General features: G+C 51.2%; 13 protein-coding genes. 3 read left to right on the top strand and 10 right to left on the bottom strand.

The window, feature by feature from the left end:
• Positions 1-19: 19 nt before the first annotated feature.
• From CWE11_RS06640 to CWE11_RS06630, 3 genes are read right to left on the bottom strand one after another with little or no spacing between them, the layout of a single operon-like run.
• Positions 20-616, bottom strand: a complete 597-nt coding sequence (locus CWE11_RS06640) for a hypothetical protein (RefSeq protein WP_126776825.1) — start codon at positions 614-616, stop codon at positions 20-22.
• Positions 617-673: 57 nt separating this feature from the next.
• A complete protein-coding gene (locus CWE11_RS06635) occupies positions 674-1,156 on the bottom strand; it encodes a methylated-DNA--[protein]-cysteine S-methyltransferase (protein ID WP_126776824.1) in 483 nt (160 codons plus the stop codon).
• A 31-nt stretch (positions 1,157-1,187) separates the two neighbouring features.
• A complete protein-coding gene (locus CWE11_RS06630) occupies positions 1,188-2,996 on the bottom strand; it encodes a glycerophosphodiester phosphodiesterase family protein (protein WP_126776823.1) in 1,809 nt (602 codons plus the stop codon).
• 179 nt (positions 2,997-3,175) lie between these two features.
• Between CWE11_RS06630 and CWE11_RS06625 the strand changes: the two genes are divergently transcribed.
• Positions 3,176-5,683: a zinc-dependent metalloprotease gene (locus CWE11_RS06625; protein ID WP_126776822.1), complete on the top strand. Its 2,508-nt coding sequence runs from the start codon at positions 3,176-3,178 to the stop codon at positions 5,681-5,683.
• Positions 5,684-5,756: 73 nt separating this feature from the next.
• On the opposite strand, the gene CWE11_RS06620 is transcribed toward CWE11_RS06625, so the two are convergent.
• Positions 5,757-6,845 (bottom strand): MBL fold metallo-hydrolase, encoded by a 1,089-nt coding sequence (locus tag CWE11_RS06620; protein ID WP_157981311.1) that lies wholly within the window; start codon positions 6,843-6,845, stop codon positions 5,757-5,759.
• Between the two features lie 137 nt (positions 6,846-6,982).
• Here CWE11_RS06620 and CWE11_RS06615 point away from each other — a divergent pair, with 137 nt between their 5' ends.
• Both CWE11_RS06615 and CWE11_RS06610 read left to right on the top strand, forming a co-directional pair.
• Positions 6,983-7,327: a hypothetical protein gene (locus CWE11_RS06615; RefSeq protein WP_126776820.1), complete on the top strand. Its 345-nt coding sequence runs from the start codon at positions 6,983-6,985 to the stop codon at positions 7,325-7,327.
• A 44-nt stretch (positions 7,328-7,371) separates the two neighbouring features.
• Positions 7,372-7,548 carry a DUF6435 family protein gene (locus CWE11_RS06610; protein ID WP_126776819.1) on the top strand — a complete coding sequence of 59 codons (177 nt, stop codon included), beginning with the start codon at positions 7,372-7,374 and terminating at the stop codon, positions 7,546-7,548.
• A 6-nt stretch (positions 7,549-7,554) separates the two neighbouring features.
• On the opposite strand, the gene CWE11_RS06605 is transcribed toward CWE11_RS06610, so the two are convergent.
• The 6 genes from CWE11_RS06605 to aceE form a co-directional block, all read right to left on the bottom strand.
• Positions 7,555-9,621 carry a M13 family metallopeptidase gene (locus CWE11_RS06605; RefSeq protein ID WP_126776818.1) on the bottom strand — a complete coding sequence of 689 codons (2,067 nt, stop codon included), beginning with the start codon at positions 9,619-9,621 and terminating at the stop codon, positions 7,555-7,557.
• Positions 9,622-9,775: 154 nt separating this feature from the next.
• Positions 9,776-10,378 carry a GTP cyclohydrolase II gene (gene ribA, locus CWE11_RS06600; RefSeq protein WP_126776817.1) on the bottom strand — a complete coding sequence of 201 codons (603 nt, stop codon included), beginning with the start codon at positions 10,376-10,378 and terminating at the stop codon, positions 9,776-9,778.
• 197 nt (positions 10,379-10,575) lie between these two features.
• Positions 10,576-11,082, bottom strand: a complete 507-nt coding sequence (locus tag CWE11_RS06595) for a hypothetical protein (RefSeq protein WP_126776816.1) — start codon at positions 11,080-11,082, stop codon at positions 10,576-10,578.
• 154 nt (positions 11,083-11,236) lie between these two features.
• Entirely contained in the window at positions 11,237-12,661 is a 1,425-nt protein-coding gene (gene lpdA, locus CWE11_RS06590) for a dihydrolipoyl dehydrogenase (RefSeq protein ID WP_126776815.1), read from the bottom strand.
• Between the two features lie 93 nt (positions 12,662-12,754).
• Positions 12,755-14,503: a dihydrolipoyllysine-residue acetyltransferase gene (gene aceF, locus CWE11_RS06585; RefSeq protein WP_126776814.1), complete on the bottom strand. Its 1,749-nt coding sequence runs from the start codon at positions 14,501-14,503 to the stop codon at positions 12,755-12,757.
• 10 nt (positions 14,504-14,513) lie between these two features.
• The gene (gene aceE, locus CWE11_RS06580; protein WP_126776813.1) at positions 14,514-17,195 is read right to left on the bottom strand and encodes a pyruvate dehydrogenase (acetyl-transferring), homodimeric type; all 2,682 of its coding nucleotides are present in this window, start codon (positions 17,193-17,195) and stop codon (positions 14,514-14,516) included.
• Positions 17,196-17,214 lie beyond the last annotated feature (19 nt).

Genomic DNA, 17,214 nt, shown 5'->3' with positions numbered 1-17,214 from the left:
CGATAAAATACTGGATGCGTTAGTCTGCGAGCGCATCCAGTTCGACGATTTGCGGCCGCGCATTAATTTCCAGCGTGGTGTAACCGGATCTTGGCATGTTGTAACCCATGTACATAATCAGGTTGTTGGGCGTAAGACTCGCTTGTACCATGTCGCGAATGTCCGGAGGCGTGATTAGATAGCGGCTGACATCGGAGCGCATCCGCATTCGTTCATCCGGATGGTCGACCCCTGCGAGGTGAAAAAATACCCCTAAGAGCGCAATCATCCCCGGTTCATACCCGCGACGAAACTCCAAGCGAATTTGTTGTCCCGTTTCATTCCCAGGCGCAGCAAAAATCGTAATGGCATAGCGATGCTCCGACGATGTGGTTCCCCGGCACACCCAATAGTTCTGATAGCCCGCGACGCCAAGAATAGAACCTCGCTCCATATCCACATTACATCCGCGCCACTGACCCAATTGAAAATCGTTCATAATGCGCTGCATATGGGCAATGGTGGGCAATTCACCCTCAGGCCAACTACTTCGCGAGTCTGCTGCCCGACCGCACGCACTCAACATGATCACCATGGCACACAGCGCAGCAACTCGAATACTCCAAAGCCAACTCATGGTTATCTATTCGTTCCTTATCGGTTATTCAATGTGGAAAAGAAGCTGTTATTTCCATCAGAACCCAGATACCTTCCGAAGTTCATGACGCAAAAGCCATGCCTTTCGCTCAATACCACCGGCATAGCCTCCGAGCCCGCCATCCGCGTTAATCACTCGGTGGCAGGGAATCAAAATGCCAATCGGGTTACGCCCATTAGCCTGCCCGACCGCCTGGTACCCTTTGGGGCGCCCGACCGCTTGGGCGAGCTCGCGATACGACATCGTTTCGCCGTATGGAATATCTTTCAGGACAGTCCACACTTCCTGTTGGAACACAGTCCCCTGGGGTGCGAGTGGGACGCTGAATCGCTCCAATGTGCCCGCAAAATAAGCCTCAAGCTCTTCTTTTAACTGCGCCAGCACACCGAGGGTTGGTGCCGAAATGGGCGCCGCATTCGGCACACTCGGAGCGACAAATGAAACCGCTAAAATGTGCTCGTCGTTGGCCATCAATTCAAGATCACCAATGGGAGATGCCATGATGTAGGTGTGTTCCATACAATGTACCCCTTTGACTGTGTCGATTGAATTAATCCCATAACCAGTAACGCAAACGCATCAGCAATCGCTCGGCTCGATTCATCTCAGCGCGTTCGCGCATCATGTCCGCCAAGACATCAGGCCGGTCGGTAATGATGCCATCCACGCCAACATCGAGAAAGCGTCTCATGTGGTGTGGATCGTTCACTGTCCAGACATGCAGCGCCTGCCCTTGCCTGCGCACCCGACTTAACCGTGCCGGCGTCACCAGAGCGTCCCGCATGGCGAGTATTTCAAACGGTTGGCGCTCCACCACCCCAACGGCCGTATGGACCAGCAAACTGGTCCGTAGATCTGGTTGCAGCTGCTTTGCTTGGATCAGGTCCTGCACGGAGAGTGATGCAAATATGGTGTCTTCCAGCATATCGAGTGACGCGAGCTCTTCCATGACCATCGGCACCAAGTGAGGCATTTGTGGGGCCCCTTTGGTTTCAAGATACAGCCCCGCGCGTCCGCGAATGACCTCGACCGCTTCCGCCAGAGTCGGCACCGGCTCACCGGCAAATGCTGGATCAAACCAACTTCCAGCATCCAGAGCACGAAGTTCCTCGAAGCGGATCTCCCAGATGGCTCGAGGGTCTCCCGCAACCCGCAGCATATCGCGGTCGTGTTTAAGAACCAGCACCCCATCGGCGGTATGCCGGACATCCAGCTCAATATAATCCGCACCATCCTGGATAGCGCGCTCGATCGCCGCGAGCGTATTCTCCGGCGCATCCCAAGAGTTTCCTCGATGCGCAATATTGAGAATCTCCTCCTGATCGGAAAACGCGTTGAGTGCAAGCACCAAGTGGGCAACGGCGATCACCACGACCGCGAATTCGACGCCAGCGGCACACCAACCCGCATACCGAGGTTCATGATCGACGGTCACTCCACGCGCGCGTTGGCAGCGGCGATGGTAAATCTTCAGGGTCAGTAGGCTGTTTACACTCACACCAAAGAATGCTGCAAGGAGGTTTACCGCTGCAAACAATGCAAGTAGAACGAGCAGAATCCCAATTTGCACCGCGTAGTGCTCCGGCAGAATAGAAAGCAACAGCCAGCCCATGCCATCAAACAACAAGGAGACAAGCACCGGAATGACCGCCACGACCGCCGCTACAGACACCACGATGATTGCCAGTCGCAAACGCACACTGCGAGTCAACTCCGCACTACGGCGCAAAGCAACCCATGGACGCTCATGTTCCATCAGCAAAATCGGTAAAGCCAACATCCAACGAAGGTAGAGATTTCCATTCACGGCCACGAGTAACACAACAGCAAAGCCAAGTACCCCAAGGAACTGCCAAAACTCGACTGGGCGTACATTGATGACATAATAAATATCATACGCCCCGAGCAGGGCTTGAAAGGAAAACGCAACGAGCGCAATCACTGGAAGCGCCAAGATTAAGTGCGTCATCACCTGAATCAAGCCGAGCAGCAGTAACTTCGGAAGTCGCAAGACCACCTGCCACAAAGCCGATGTTGCAGAGTGAAAACGCCCCCGAGCATCTCGGCTCGCAATCAGCATCATGCCCGCGTGTTGGAAGAAAATAAGCACCGCGGCAAAGGTCAGCGCGAGCAGGATCCACGTTCCACCCACTGGCGTTACCGCGAAGGCAAGTAGCGCTTCGTTTCCAATGGCCGGCTCACCCGACACATAGATCAGGCCCTGAAGTAACCAGCCGGTCACCGGTGCCCATAGCGCAAAGGCAAAAAGTGCAAAATATAAATGGAATGCGAGGAGCGGCTTCCGATGGTAGCGCACCGCTGCCACAATATCGCGTTTTAAGTGCGTTAAACGAATCATGTCTTCCCTGCTTTCTGAATGCAATTAGCCAACAATAGCGGTCAATTTACCGCAAAAACACATTTTTTTACGTTTTCGTTTTGTCTTTTACCCCCTGCACTCGCTAGAATCAGAGCGTAATTTAGACACGCTCACACATGAATTGTGTCGTGTGCCCCCACAACACCAAGGAAGCCACAATGAAAAAAACACTCCTTGCCAGCAGTATCCTGTGCTTGCTGCTCGCTGGCCCTGCGTTTGCGGATACGCCACCTGAAAATGGCAACAATGACGAAAAGTCCTACGCAGATTATGTGAAAGATCTTACAGCCCATCAGGGATTGTTTAATTTTTATCAAAATACCGAGACGGGCGAGCTCATGCTTTCGATTGACGAAAGTCAGCTCGACACGCCATTTATCTACTTTGCAACCACCGCAGATGGTGTGGTCGAAGCCGGTCATTTCCGTGGTAATTACCGGGAAACGAAACTGATTGAATTTCGTCGCTACTTCAATCGCATTGACATCGTAACCCGAAATGACCGCTTCCAGTTTGATCCAGATTCAGCGCTATCACGCGCTTCGGATGCAAACATTAGCGAAGCCGTGCTCGCAAGCTTACGCATTCGGGTAGAAGAAGACGGCCGCATTCTTTTGAATGCGCAAGATTTGTTTTTGAGCGAAGCCCTGCACCGAGTCACACCGTGGGCAAACCCGGGTCAGTCGGGACCAGCGTTCTCGTTGGGAAATCTCAATAAAGAACAAAGCCGTATCGTCAACAAACGTGTGTACCCTGACAACATGGACGTGATCGTTGATTATGTCTTCAATAATCAGAACCCAACGGTCTGGGGTTCATCAGCCATCACGGATCCACGCTCAATCAGCATTAAGCTTCAACACTCGTTTATTGCTGTTCCAGAAAACGATTTTCAGCCGCGTCGTGACGATGCGCGCGTCGGATATTTCACCCAGCAGTTTGACAACATGACCAGTGCCGACTGGGCTCCATTCAACGATGTCATCAATCGCTGGCATTTGGTAAAAAAAGACCCTGACGCAGAGTTATCTGAGCCAGTTGAGCCTATCGTCTGGTGGATCGAGAACACCACCCCAGAGGAGTGGCGTGACACCGTAGCCGAAGGTGTCTTAGGTTGGAATAAAGCATTTGAGGCGGCTGGTTTTAAAAACGCCATTGAAGTTCGGATTCAACCGGATGATGCTGAATGGGACTCGGGCGATATTAATTACAACGTGATCCGTTGGACCTCCTCGCCACGTCCTCCATTTGGTGGCTATGGACCATCCATTGCCCACCCATTGACGGGACAAATTATTGCCGCTGATATCATGATGGAATACGTCTACATGAGTAATCGGTGGATTGAGGACCAACTCTATGGGGAAAGTCATTCACATGCCCACGACAACGCTCTGTATTGTTCACAAGGGCACAAGATCCACACGGATCTGATTGCCGGTGGTGCCATGTCAGGCCTACTTGAGGGTGAAGACATGGACAACAATGAGCTGCTTCGTCAGGCACTCATTCACGTTATTCTGCACGAAGTCGGTCACACATTAGGCCTCAACCACAACATGAAAGCCTCGATCTTATGGGATGAGAAGCAAGTTCATGATGCAGAATTAACTCAGGGCGTTTTGACTGGGTCGGTCATGGATTATGCACCGGTCAATATTGCACCTCCCGGTACTCCACAAGGTGACTTCTATCAATACGTGGTCGGTCCGTACGATATTTGGGCGATTGAATTTGGCTACAGCGTCGGCTTAGATGATGCTGAAGCCGAAGAAGCTCGCTTAGAGTCTATCCTAAGCCGTTCCCATGAGCATGAGTTGGCATTTGGTAACGATGCGGATGATATGCGCGCGCCGGGACGACACATTGACCCGCGCGTAATGATCGGCGATATGTCTTCGAATCCAGTGGCCTATGCGCGTGACCGATTTGTGACGGTAAATCATACGTTAGGTGAGCTGCTCGAGCGCGCGCGGGTTGACGGACGTTCACACCAGCGCGTTCGGACCTCCGCAATGCGCTTAGCAGGTCATTACGCCAGTCAGGCCGGTGTGGTTTCACGCCAAATTGGGGGCGTTCATGTGGAACGAGCCGTGGTTGGCCAAGCAAATGATGTGAAGCCATTTACACCCGTTTCACGCGAAGAGCAAAAACAAGCAATGCGCGTGCTGCGTGACTATGTGTTCGCACCCGATGCAATGAGCTCAATGGAGCCAGTGCTTGCCTACATGCAACAGCAACGTCGCGGGTTCGGGCACTGGGGACAAAACGAAGATCCAGCGTTCCACACCATGGTCTTGGGCATGCAAAGCAACGTGCTAAACCATGTTCTGCACCCATTTGTCATGCAGCGGATCACGGACAGCACCCGTTATGGCAATGCGTATCCACTGCAAGAGGTTATGCAGGATCTAACGGACGCCGTATTCCAGCGTGATAAACCATTGACCACCACTGCCAAGAACTTGCAGATTGAGTATGTGAACCGGCTCATTAGCATTGCTGGCTTTGAGGGGGGATCGCAATACGACAACCTGAGTAAATCTGCTGCGGTGGCCGAATTGAATCGCATCAAGCTGATGCGGGCACCCCGTCGTTCTGATGTGGCTGCTTCACAGCACCATGAATATGTACGGATGCTGATTGAGCGCGCGATGAAAGCCTAATTCGCGCAGCGTAACAAACAAAACGCAGAACCTTTTATCGGGTTCTGCGTTTTTTTATGTCGCAAAACAGGGCTTAGCTTTGGCAAAAGTCATCGGCATATTGACGTCGTTCTCCAATAGCAAACACCTGAAATTCATCCGAACTCACCTGATGCAATTCTTTTGCCTCACGCAACGCATGGACCGGTTGTAGCAACCCTTCGGCAGAGAGCGGAAATGTACCCCAGTGCATTGCAATGCTTTGGCAGGCTCGCAAGTCTTGATGCATCAACACAGCCTCCTCCGGGTTTACATGTTGCTCCTTCATAAAGGACCGCGGCTCATAGGCGCCGATCGGTAGTAAGGCAACCGACACGCGGTTGAGACGTGCAGGTACTGCACGAAATTGATGCGTGTTGTAACCTGTATCGCCCGCAAACCAAACGCTATGTCCATCAAGATCGATGTGCCACGCCGCCCACAATGAGTGATTGCGATCAAACAGTGTTCGGGCCGACCAGTGTTGACTTGGTGTTGCCGTAATCGTGACGCTCTGGGCATTGTGCTCGAAGGCCTCGAACTCCCACCAATCGAGTTCTCTCACGCGATCTGAAGAGATACCCGCACGCTCAAACCAAGACTTCAGGCCGAGCGGCACAAGGTACATGGGTTCATTGCCAAGCGCTTGAATACTTCGAATATCTAAATGCTCGTAATGATTGTGCGAGATGACCACATAGTCGATACGCGGGAGCTCATCCACCTGCAAGGCCGCTGGAACATGACGGACCGGACCCGCGAAATTCACAGGAGATGCGCGACGAGAGAAAATTGGGTCTGTGAGTACATTTACATCATGATACTGGACTAAAAAGCTCGCATGGCCAAGCCAACTGATTTGCAGTTTCGACTGGGGCCCTCGCAGCGGCTCAGGGTCTAGCGTTACAATCGGAAGCTGGTCAACCTCGGCCGATTGGTCGGCCCATTCGTATCCATCAAACAAGCGCATGCGCCAATAGGAAAATACGTTCTTGTCAAACGGCGGTAGGTGCGGGTTCTGGAAGCCATCGTCAGTATGGTGCGCAGGGCGTTGTGTGTCAGTTCTGACTGCGGGGGTCGAACAGCCGCTCATCAATCCAAAACTGACCAGCGCCAACACAAGCAGTCCGAGTGATATTTTCATCCAATGCCTCATTCGCTGATTTCCTTTCGATCTCCTGTTAGCAATCCACTACGTATCTGCTCCTTTTAAGGGTCAATGCATGATACAACTGAGTGAAATCCACGTATTGATTTCAGAATACACGAAAGCGGTACCCCATGAGTCAAACCCGTTACGATTTCATTCGACATCGCAGTCCCCGTCCACGTCGGCAACGACATACGGCGACGTCAACGCTGCAATACATCGAGCGTGCACTTGCCTGTTTACAGGCTCAGCCTGAGAAAATTTCGGTCATTCGGGATAATGTGACTCACTACGAAGCACAACCACACTTACCAAAAGCCGCGCGAAATGCACTCAAACGCTTTCAATATGTTTTAGCCGTCACAGACGACCCACAGGAAATTGCCCGTTGGATTCTTGAGGATTCAGAGGAAGGACGAAAGTTTCGTCAGTTCCCGCTGCTTCTAAAAGGGGTCTGTGATGATGAGGACAATTAGTACCGCTGCCACAAAAACATTCAGCCATTAAAGAGGACATCAATATGTTTGGCTTGTTTAAAAAGAATCCGACCAAAGCGTTGCGGAAACAGCTCGCTCAGATCCAAGAGAAATCCATGAATGCACAACGTAATGGAGACATCCGCCTACACTCGGAGTTATCGGCGCAGGCAGATGCCTTATGGAAGGAGATCCAGCGCCTCGAAAACGAGGCGCCGTAAACCTGATTACCAGAGGATAACGCGCTCTTCGGGTGGAAGGTACATTCCGTCTCCCTCTTGCACATTAAAGGCCTCATAGAACCCAGGGATATTCCGCGGCGCACCAAGCGCACGGTACTTTCCAGGTGCATGAGGTCCACGTGCTAATTGCGCACGCATCGCATCATCACGGAACTTAATTTTCCAGATCTGCGCCCAACTCAAGAAGAAACGTTGTTCACCGGTGAAACCATCCATCACAGGTGATGGCTCACCACCGAGTGAGTTCTGGTAAGCACGGAATGCGCTGAGCAAGCCAACGTGGTCCCCGATGTTTTCACCTAACGAGACTCGTCCATCAACATTGAGCCCAGGGAGTGGTTCGAAGCGACTATATTGCTCGACCAGAATATCCGCACGCGCTTCAAACTGCGCGCGGTCTTCATCGGTCCACCAATTGCGCAGATTGCCATCGCCATCATAACGCGACCCTTGATCATCGAAACCGTGTCCAATTTCGTGGCCGATTACCGCGCCAATTCCGCCATAATTCACGGCGTCATCTGCGTTCATATCAAAGAACGGCGGCTGAAGGATACCGGCTGGGAAAACGATTTCATTCGCGGTTGGACTGTAATAGGCATTCACCGTCTGCGGCGTCATTCCCCAGCGCTCACGATCAACCGGCTGCCCAATATCAGCCATGCTATCCTGGTAGGCAAACTGGCTCGCACGAACCGTATTACCTATCAAATCATCGGCGGCGACGGTCAGCGCCGAGTAGTCTTTCCACTGATTCGGATAGCCGATTTTTGGTGTAAACTTTGCCAACTTATCGAGCGCTAGTTCCTTCGTTTCATCCGTCATCCACTCAAGTTCGCGAATGGACTCTTCGAAAGCAATCAACAAGTTATCAATCAATTCACCCATGCGAGCTTTGGCTTCAGGTGGGAAGTAACGGGCGACATATTCTTGGCCAAGCACTTCACCGAGCGCGCCATTCACGGCTTGAACGCCTCGCTTCCAACGTTCTTGCTGCTCGGGAACTCCATTCAGAGTGGTAGAATAGAAACCAAATTGGATATCCGCAATATCACTGCTTAAGCGCGATGCGAATGTGCCAGCAAGGCGCAGCTGCATGTAATCTTGCCAGGTTTCCAGCTCGGTTGCTCCGTAGAGCTCACCGAATGCTTCAAAGAATGAAGGCATACGCACAATCATCTCGTCTGCTGCCGTAATGCCCGCACTTTGCGCGAAGGTTGCAAGATCAAAGCTGGCCAGCATTTCCTCGACTTCCGCGAAAGATTTCTTATTGTAGGTTGCCTCGGCATCGCGGCTTTCAGCGCGAGTCCAGCTTGCTTCTGCTAACTTCTCTTCCAAGGCATAAATGCGTTCTGCAGCATCCGCTGCATTCTCATGACCGATCACCGTCAACATATCGGTGATGTATTGCACATAGGCTTCCCGAATCTTCTGGAAGTCTTCACTATCTCGGAAATAGTAGTCTCGGTCAGGAAGACCCAGTCCACCTTGATTCAGATAGAGCGCATAGTAATCTGGATTCCGCGCGTCAGCCCAGACGTAGTAGCCAAACGGACCGCCGACACCAATTTGGCGTAATTCACCCATGAGGGATGTCATTTCCGCATGGCTTTGCACGGCTTGAATTTGCGCGATAAATCCTTCAATTGGCGTCACACCCAGTGATTCAATTCGGTCTTCGTCCATAAAACTGGCGTAAAAATCACCAATTTTCTGCTCGTTGGAACCCGCTTCATGTGAGCTGCCCTTGGCGTCTTCGATAATACGGCGCAATCGGCGTTCGTTCTCTTCCGCCAACATATTGAAAGCTCCGTAAGTTGGGCGGTCGGAAGGAATTTCGGTCGTCTCGTACCACGTCCCGTTAACGAACATGAATAGATCATCTTGAGGGCGCACGCTCATATCAAAATCTTCGAGCATCAAGCCTGAGTGTAACTGCTGTTGTTCTGCTTGCGCTTGCGGTTCCTCAGCACCTTGCTGGGGCGCAGGTGAACACGCGGCTAAACCAAGCGCGAGCGCGACGCTTGCGGCGACGATAGAAATTCTCTTCATAGATCACTCCGTCTTCATAAGGTTTGAGCACGCAGCGTGCCCAAATGTTAGTAGAATGTAAAACGGATCGATTCTAAGCGTTCTGCCCCTATTTCGCAAAGGGGCAGCCATAAAAGTGCGGGGATTCGTCGGTTTTTAACGGTTGGAGTCGTTTTTAAAGCATATGCCCAAATTTTTGCGACTTCGTCTTGAGGTAATTTTCGTTGTGCGGTGTCCCTTCCGTACGATGCGGGATTCGTTCCACCACATCAACGCCGAGCTCTCGCAACGCCGCAATTTTCTTTGGATTGTTGGTCATTAGACGAATGGACTTTACCCCCAGTTGGGCGAACATATCCGCGGCAATATCGTATTCACGCGCATCCGGGGCAAAGCCAAGAATTTCGTTGGCTTCGACGGTGTCTAATCCTTTGTCTTGTTCCGCGTAGGCTCTTATTTTATTAATCAGGCCAATTCCACGCCCCTCTTGCCGCAGGTAAGCGATTACCCCGCGCCCTGCTTGGGCAACTTTGCGCATCGCCGCCTCTAACTGCGGGCCACAATCACAGCGCTGAGAGAATAACGCGTCGCCGGTCAAGCATTCGGAATGAACCCGCGCCAAGACCGGCGTATCTGTGGTGACATCGCCCAGCACCAATGCCACATGTTCCTTGCCTGCACGATCGACAAAACCCACCAAGCGAAATTCCGCAAAAGGAGTCGGTAGTTTTGTTTCCGCAGCGCGAGTCAGAAGCCGGGTAGATGCAGAGTCACTCATCAATACACTCTCGATAGGTAAAAACGAACGGCGATGTAAGGATGTGGATTATACCAGAATTCGGCTTGAAAGGATCGTTTTGACCAACGCCAAATATGAGAAACCCGGCATAAAGCCGGGTTTCAGAGAGATGAGGTCGCAATTCGTTACGGCTGACTTCGTTGCCTGCCTCTTTCTTTAGTTGCCTGCCTCTTTCTTTAGTTGCCTGCCGGCAAAGGCGTCATCCCGCTATCGACCATGTCATTAAAGAAGCGAGAGGCATAATCGCGTTCTGCGTCCGCTTGGGCACGGGTCATGCAGCGTGTTTGACGCAGGTTCGAACCAATGCTCTGCTCACGACGACAAATCACTTGCTGTGACGGATCGCCAATGACCACAGTTTGCAAACGTTGATGGAGATTGAACAAGCGTTCCTGTTCATAACGCTCCATTTGTTCGATATCTTCTCGGTCTCCGATGAGAGTCACTAAACGCCCTTTCAGATATTTAAACTGGTCAAGCTCGCGCTCGTTTAGTTCGCGAGGTTCACCCTCGGAGATTGAGCCTTCAAGCTCATCAAGAAAGACGAGATACTCTGGAATTGACACACGCTCCGGTGTGAGCACCGTTGAGCTTGCGACTTGATTGCCGGTGGTGTTACAGCCTGCTAGTACGAGTGCGGCAATTGCTACCAATAAACCGCGAAGATAATGCCGTCCTGACATAATAAAGTCCCCTTATTCTTAATAATCATTAGACCAAGGGAAGTTAACAACCCATAACAATAAGCACAAGGTGAAATGACAATTTGTTACAATTTTTCAGCCATAAAAAAAGCCAGTGGACATGACTGCCCACTGGCTTTTCTATGCAAACTACTTATTTTTTCTTGGCTTTCTTGTTTGGCAAATCGGTAATAGAACCTTCGTAAATTTCCGCCGCCAAACCGACCGATTCATGCAAGGTCGGGTGTGCGTGAATGGTCAACGCGATATCTTCCGCATCTGCACCCATTTCGATCGCAAGGCACACTTCGCCCAACAATTCACCTGCATGGGAGCCAACCATAGCACCACCAATGATGCGGTCATTGTCTTTATCAAACAACAACTTGGTAAACCCGTTCGTCGCGCCTGATGCAATTGCTCGGCCCGATGCAGACCATGGGAAGGTCACGGCTTCATAGTTCAGGCCTTGCTCTTTCGCTTCTTTCTCTGTCAAGCCAGCCCATGCAACTTCTGGATCTGTATAGGCAATTGATGGAATCACCTTCGGATCAAAGTAGTGCTTCTTGCCCGCAATCACTTCAGCGGCAACATGACCTTCATGGACCGCTTTATGCGCCAGCATCGGTTGACCAACAATGTCACCGATTGCGAAGATGTGCTTCACGTTGGTGCGCATTTGCTTGTCTACTTCAATAAAGCCTTTGTCTGTCACATTAACGCCGGCTTTCTCTGCACCCAGTTTCTTCCCGTTTGGTGTCCGACCAACCGCGACCAAGACCGCGTCGTATTTCACGGGCTTCTCAGGTGCATTTTTACCTTCGAACGTGACATGGATACCATCTTTCTTCGCTTCCACAGCGGTTACTTTGGTTTCCAGCATGATGTTCTCGAACTTCGAGCTCATCTCCTTCGTGAAGACTTTGATAATGTCTTTGTCGGCCGCAGGAATTAGTTGATCCATAAACTCAACGACATCAAGGCTGGAGCCCAATGCCTTATAGACACAACCCATTTCCAAACCGATGATGCCGCCACCAAGAACCAACATCTTCTTCGGTACGAACGGTAGCTCGAGCGCATCCGTTGAGTCCCAAACACGCTCATCATCATGCGGAATAAATGGCAACTCAACCGGCTGAGAACCCGCAGCAATAATTGCATGCTCAAACTTGATGACGGTCTCTTTGTCGCCCGATACTTTCAGTTCATTCGAGCCAGTAAACTCACCTTTACCGGTGACCACTTGGACTTTCCGCATCTTACTCATTTGGCTCAGTCCACCCGTCAATTGACCGATGACTTTATTTTTGTGCTCGCGCACTTTGTCGAGATCGATTTTCGCTTCACCGAAACTGACACCCGCATCATTCAAGTGCTTCGCATCTTCGATGTGCTTTGCCAAATGCAGCAGCGCTTTTGAAGGAATACAGCCCACGTTTAAGCACACACCACCTAAGGTGCTGTAGCGCTCAACTAGAACGACATCCAAACCTAAGTCTGCAGCACGGAACGCTGCTGAGTATCCACCAGGGCCGGCACCTAAGACCACAACCTGGGTTTTAATTTCGTTGCTCATGATTACCCCTATCCGTTAATGCTCGCTGCTACCGGAGCATGGCGCGTCAATTTTCGCGCAATATTGTACCGAGATTTCCTCGGTACGTCTTGTTTAGAGAATGATTTTCCGAATATCTGACAAAACGCTGCTCAAATACACAGTGAACCGCGCCGCCAACGCCCCGTCAATCACACGATGGTCGTAGGACAGGCTCAGAGGCAACATCAGGCGCGGCTCAAACTCTTTGCCGTTCCAGATGGGCTTGATATCACTCTTTGAGACACCCAAGATAGCCACTTCAGGCGCATTTACGATTGGTGTGAATGCGGTACCGCCAATCCCGCCCAGGCTCGAAATTGAGAAGCAACCACCCTGCATATCGGCTGCTTTCAACTTGCCGTCCCGTGCACGAAGGCTGACATCAGTTAACTCTCGAGACAGCTCAATGATGCCTTTCTTGTCGACATCACGAATAACCGGAACGACCAATCCGTTTGGCGTATCGACCGCAATTCCAATATGCACATACTTCTTCAGGATTAGACGCTCGCCGTCTTCATGCAACGAAGAGTTAAACACTGGAAACTCTTGCAACGCTTTTGCCACCGCCTTCATGATAAAGACCAGCGGCGTAAATTTCACATCTGCCTTACGTTTGGCCAGCTGTTCGTTTTCGCCCTTCCGGAACGCTTCGAGCTCAGTAATATCGGCTTCATCAAACTGAGTCACATGAGGAATCGTGACCCAGTTACGATGCAAGTTAGGACCTGATATGCGTTGAATACGTGTCAATTCGACTTCTTCAACATCACCAAACTTACTAAAATCGACCTTCGGTGGCGCAATCACTTGCAAGCCACCGGTTCCGCCTGTGTTTGCCGCAGCAGACGCTTTCGGACGCGAGAGTTCATATTTCACGTATTCTTGGACGTCTTCTTTTAGAATACGTCCTTTGGGACCAGAGCCTTTTACCTGACTCAGATCCACCCCAAACTCCCGGGCGACTCGACGCACAGCAGGCGACGCATGGGCTAACCCAGCAGCTTTGCCTTTTTTACCGAGCGGGTGATCAGGGACCGGTGGGTCACGGCGCTCGCTCCGACTTTCAGATGAGCTCTCATCGCGCTTCTCAGCTTTCTCACTCGACGCTTGTTGTTCACTCTCCGACGCTTCACGCGTGTCGTCTGAATCGTCCGCATCGTCATCCGCACCCGCAATCTCAAGCTCGAGTACCAGACTTCCTTCGCTGACCTTGTCACCCACTTTCACCTTGAGCGACTTTACTTTACCAGCTTTCGGACTCGGCACGTCCATCGTCGCCTTGTCCGTTTCAAGCGTGATCAAGCCGTCTTCTTCTGCAACTTCATCACCCTCTGCAACCAAGACCTCGATCACGTCCACTTCACCGGAATCACCGATATCAGGCACTTTCACGTCAATCACTTCCGATGCACCGGATGATTTCTTCGGCTTCTTGTCCGTATCCGCAGATTTCTCAGCGGACTGCTTTTCGTCTTTCGGTTCGTCTTTCTTCGACTCGTCCTTTTTCGATTGAGAATCCGCCTCGTCCTGCTGATCATCGGACGATGTTTCTTCCTTGCTGTCGTCGGAAGAATCACTTTCTGCGGCCTCGATCAGCGCGAGCAAATCACCCTCGCTAATCTTGTCGCCGACACTAACTTTGAGACTCTTAATTTTTCCAGCGAAAGGCGCTGGAATATCCATCGAAGCCTTATCACTTTCCACAGTCACCAACGAGTCCTCGGCTTCAACCGAATCCCCTTCACTGACCAGAACTTCGATGACCTCAATGCTTTCCCCACCGACATCGGGAACTTTTACTTCTTTTGCATCTGCCATGAGTCGCTCCTTACGCGTACAGTGGGTTTACTTTCTCAACATCGATACCGTAATCTTTGATAGCTTTTGCCACCACTTTCTTATCGATATCGCCCGCTTTGGCAAGCTCGCTCAGGGCGGCTACCACGACATACTCCGCATTCACTTCAAAGTGACGACGCAGGTTTTCACGACTATCCGAACGTCCAAATCCATCGGTTCCGAGGACACGATATGCCCCAGGGACCCAAGCGCGAACTTGGTCTGCATACAGCTTCATATAGTCTGTCGCTGCAATCACTGGACCATTGCCTTGCTCTAGCACTTCGGTAATGAACGCCCGTTTCTCTTTCTTCGTCGGGTTCAGCATGTTGTAACGCTCGACATCCAATCCATCCCGCGCCAGCTCGTTGAAGGATGTCGCACTAAATACGGTCGCTTGGATATCAAAGTCATCTGCCAGGATCTGTGCCGCTTTACGCACCTCATTGAGAATGGTACCTGAACCGAGGAGACGAACCTCGCCTTTTGCCTTGGTTTTGCCACTCTTGGCTTTCACTTCATCCAGCTTGTAGATACCGCGTAAGATGCCCTCTTCCACGCCTTCAGGCATTTCTGGTTGCTTGTAGTTTTCGTTCATAACGGTGATGTAATAGAACACATTTTCCTGTTCCGCGAACATCCGACGCATTCCGTCCTGAACAATTACCGCAACTTCGTATCCAAACGTTGGATCATAGGTAATGCAGTTCGGAACGGTTCCGAAATGCAAATGGCTGTGACCATCTTGGTGCTGCAGACCTTCACCATTCAGCGTGGTTCGGCCGGCGGTGCCACCAATCAGGAAACCGCGCGCTTGGCTGTCACCCGCGGCCCAGACCAGATCACCCACGCGCTGGAAACCAAACATAGAGTAGTAGATGTAAACAGGAATCATCGGCTCGTTGTTCGATGAATAGCTCGTTCCTGCCGCAACCCACGAAGCCATGGCTCCCAGTTCGTTGATCCCTTCTTGCAGCACTTGACCTTTCTTATCTTCCCGGTAATAAGCCACCTGATCGGCATCTTGCGGGGTATATTTCTGCCCTTGTGACGAGTAAATACCCACTTGACGGAACAGACCTTCCATACCAAAGGTTCGTGCTTCATCAGGAATAATGGGAACAACACGTTGCCCAACTTTTTTGTCTTTCAACATGGCCGTCAGGACACGCACAAAGGCCATCGTAGTGGAGATTTCTCGGTCTCCCGAGCCCTTCAATACCGCTTCGAATGCTTTCAGGCCTGGGACTTCCAGTTCCTTATCGGTTTCTGCACGACGCACCGGCATAAAGCCGCCAAGCTTCTCACGGCGCTCACGCAAATATTTGAGCTCTTCGCTATCATCCTCAAACTTGTAGTATGGGATGTCCTCAAGCTCGCTGTCTTTGATTGGGATATTAAAACGGTCACGGAAATGCTTGATCGCATCCATGTCCATTTTCTTCACTTGGTGAGCGACGTTCTTTCCTTCGCCTGCCGTGCCCATACCGTAGCCTTTGACAGTCTTCGCAAGGATGACTTGCGGACGGCCTTTGGTATTGACGGCCTTATGATAGGCAGCATACACCTTCACTGGATCATGACCACCGCGGTTGAGGCGCCAAATGTCTTCATCGGATAAGTTGGCCACCATCGCTTTGGTTTCTTCGGTTTTACCAAAGAAATGCTCACGGGTGTACGCACCACCTTTCGCTTTGTAATTCTGATACTCGCCATCCACGCTATCTTGCATGATCTCCGCGAGTTTGCCGTCCGTATCCCGATACAGAAGTGGGTCCCAGTACCGACCCCAAATGACTTTGATGACTTCCCAACCAGCGCCACGGAAGGTGCCTTCGAGTTCTTGGATGATTTTTCCATTTCCGCGAACTGGGCCATCCAAGCGTTGCAGGTTACAGTTCACAATGAAGGTCAAATTATCGAGTCCTTCACGGCTCGCCATACCAATGGCACCCAAACTTTCCGGCTCATCGACTTCACCGTCACCCAAGAAGCAATAGACCCGTTGGTTCGAACAATCTTTAATACCGCGATCAGTGAGATATTTCAGGAAACGCGCGGTGTAAATTGCCTGCATTGGCCCAAGTCCCATTGATACCGTGGGGAATTGCCAAAAATCGGGCATCAGTTTGGGATGTGGGTATGAGGAAAGCCCTTCCCCATCGACTTCTTGACGGAATTTATCGAGTTGCGCCTCAGTCACACGCCCTTCAAGGAACGCACGCGCATAGATACCTGGGGAAGCATGGCCTTGAATAAACAAGAAATCGCCGCCGTCTTGTTCGGTCGGAGCGCGGAAGAAATGATTGAAACCAATATCGTAAAGCATCGCAGATGATGCAAAGCTTGAGATGTGGCCACCCAATTCCAACTCTTTCTTTGATGCACGCAGTACCATCGCCAACGCATTCCAACGGATTGCCGCTCGAATTCGTGCTTCCAATGTGTGGTCACCTGGCATGACAGGCTCTTGGCTCACAGGAATTGTGTTCAAGTAAGCGGTGGTCGGCTGATAGGGTAAATACGCTCCACTGCGACGCGCTTTATCGATCAGCTGCTCAAGAATAAAATGCGCGCGCTCTGGGCCCTCGGCATCGAGCACCGCTTCGAGGGCATCAATCCACTCTTGCGTTTCTTGCTGATCAATATCTGTTTGATGAAGTTCTGCCATAATCTTTCCTTACATCTCC

Origin of the sequence: Aliidiomarina sanyensis, from assembly GCF_003987175.1 — a bacterium.
In the GTDB taxonomy this organism is placed as follows: Bacteria; Pseudomonadota; Gammaproteobacteria; order Enterobacterales; family Alteromonadaceae; genus Aliidiomarina; species Aliidiomarina sanyensis.
This window is presented reverse-complemented; position numbering and strand designations above follow the sequence as displayed.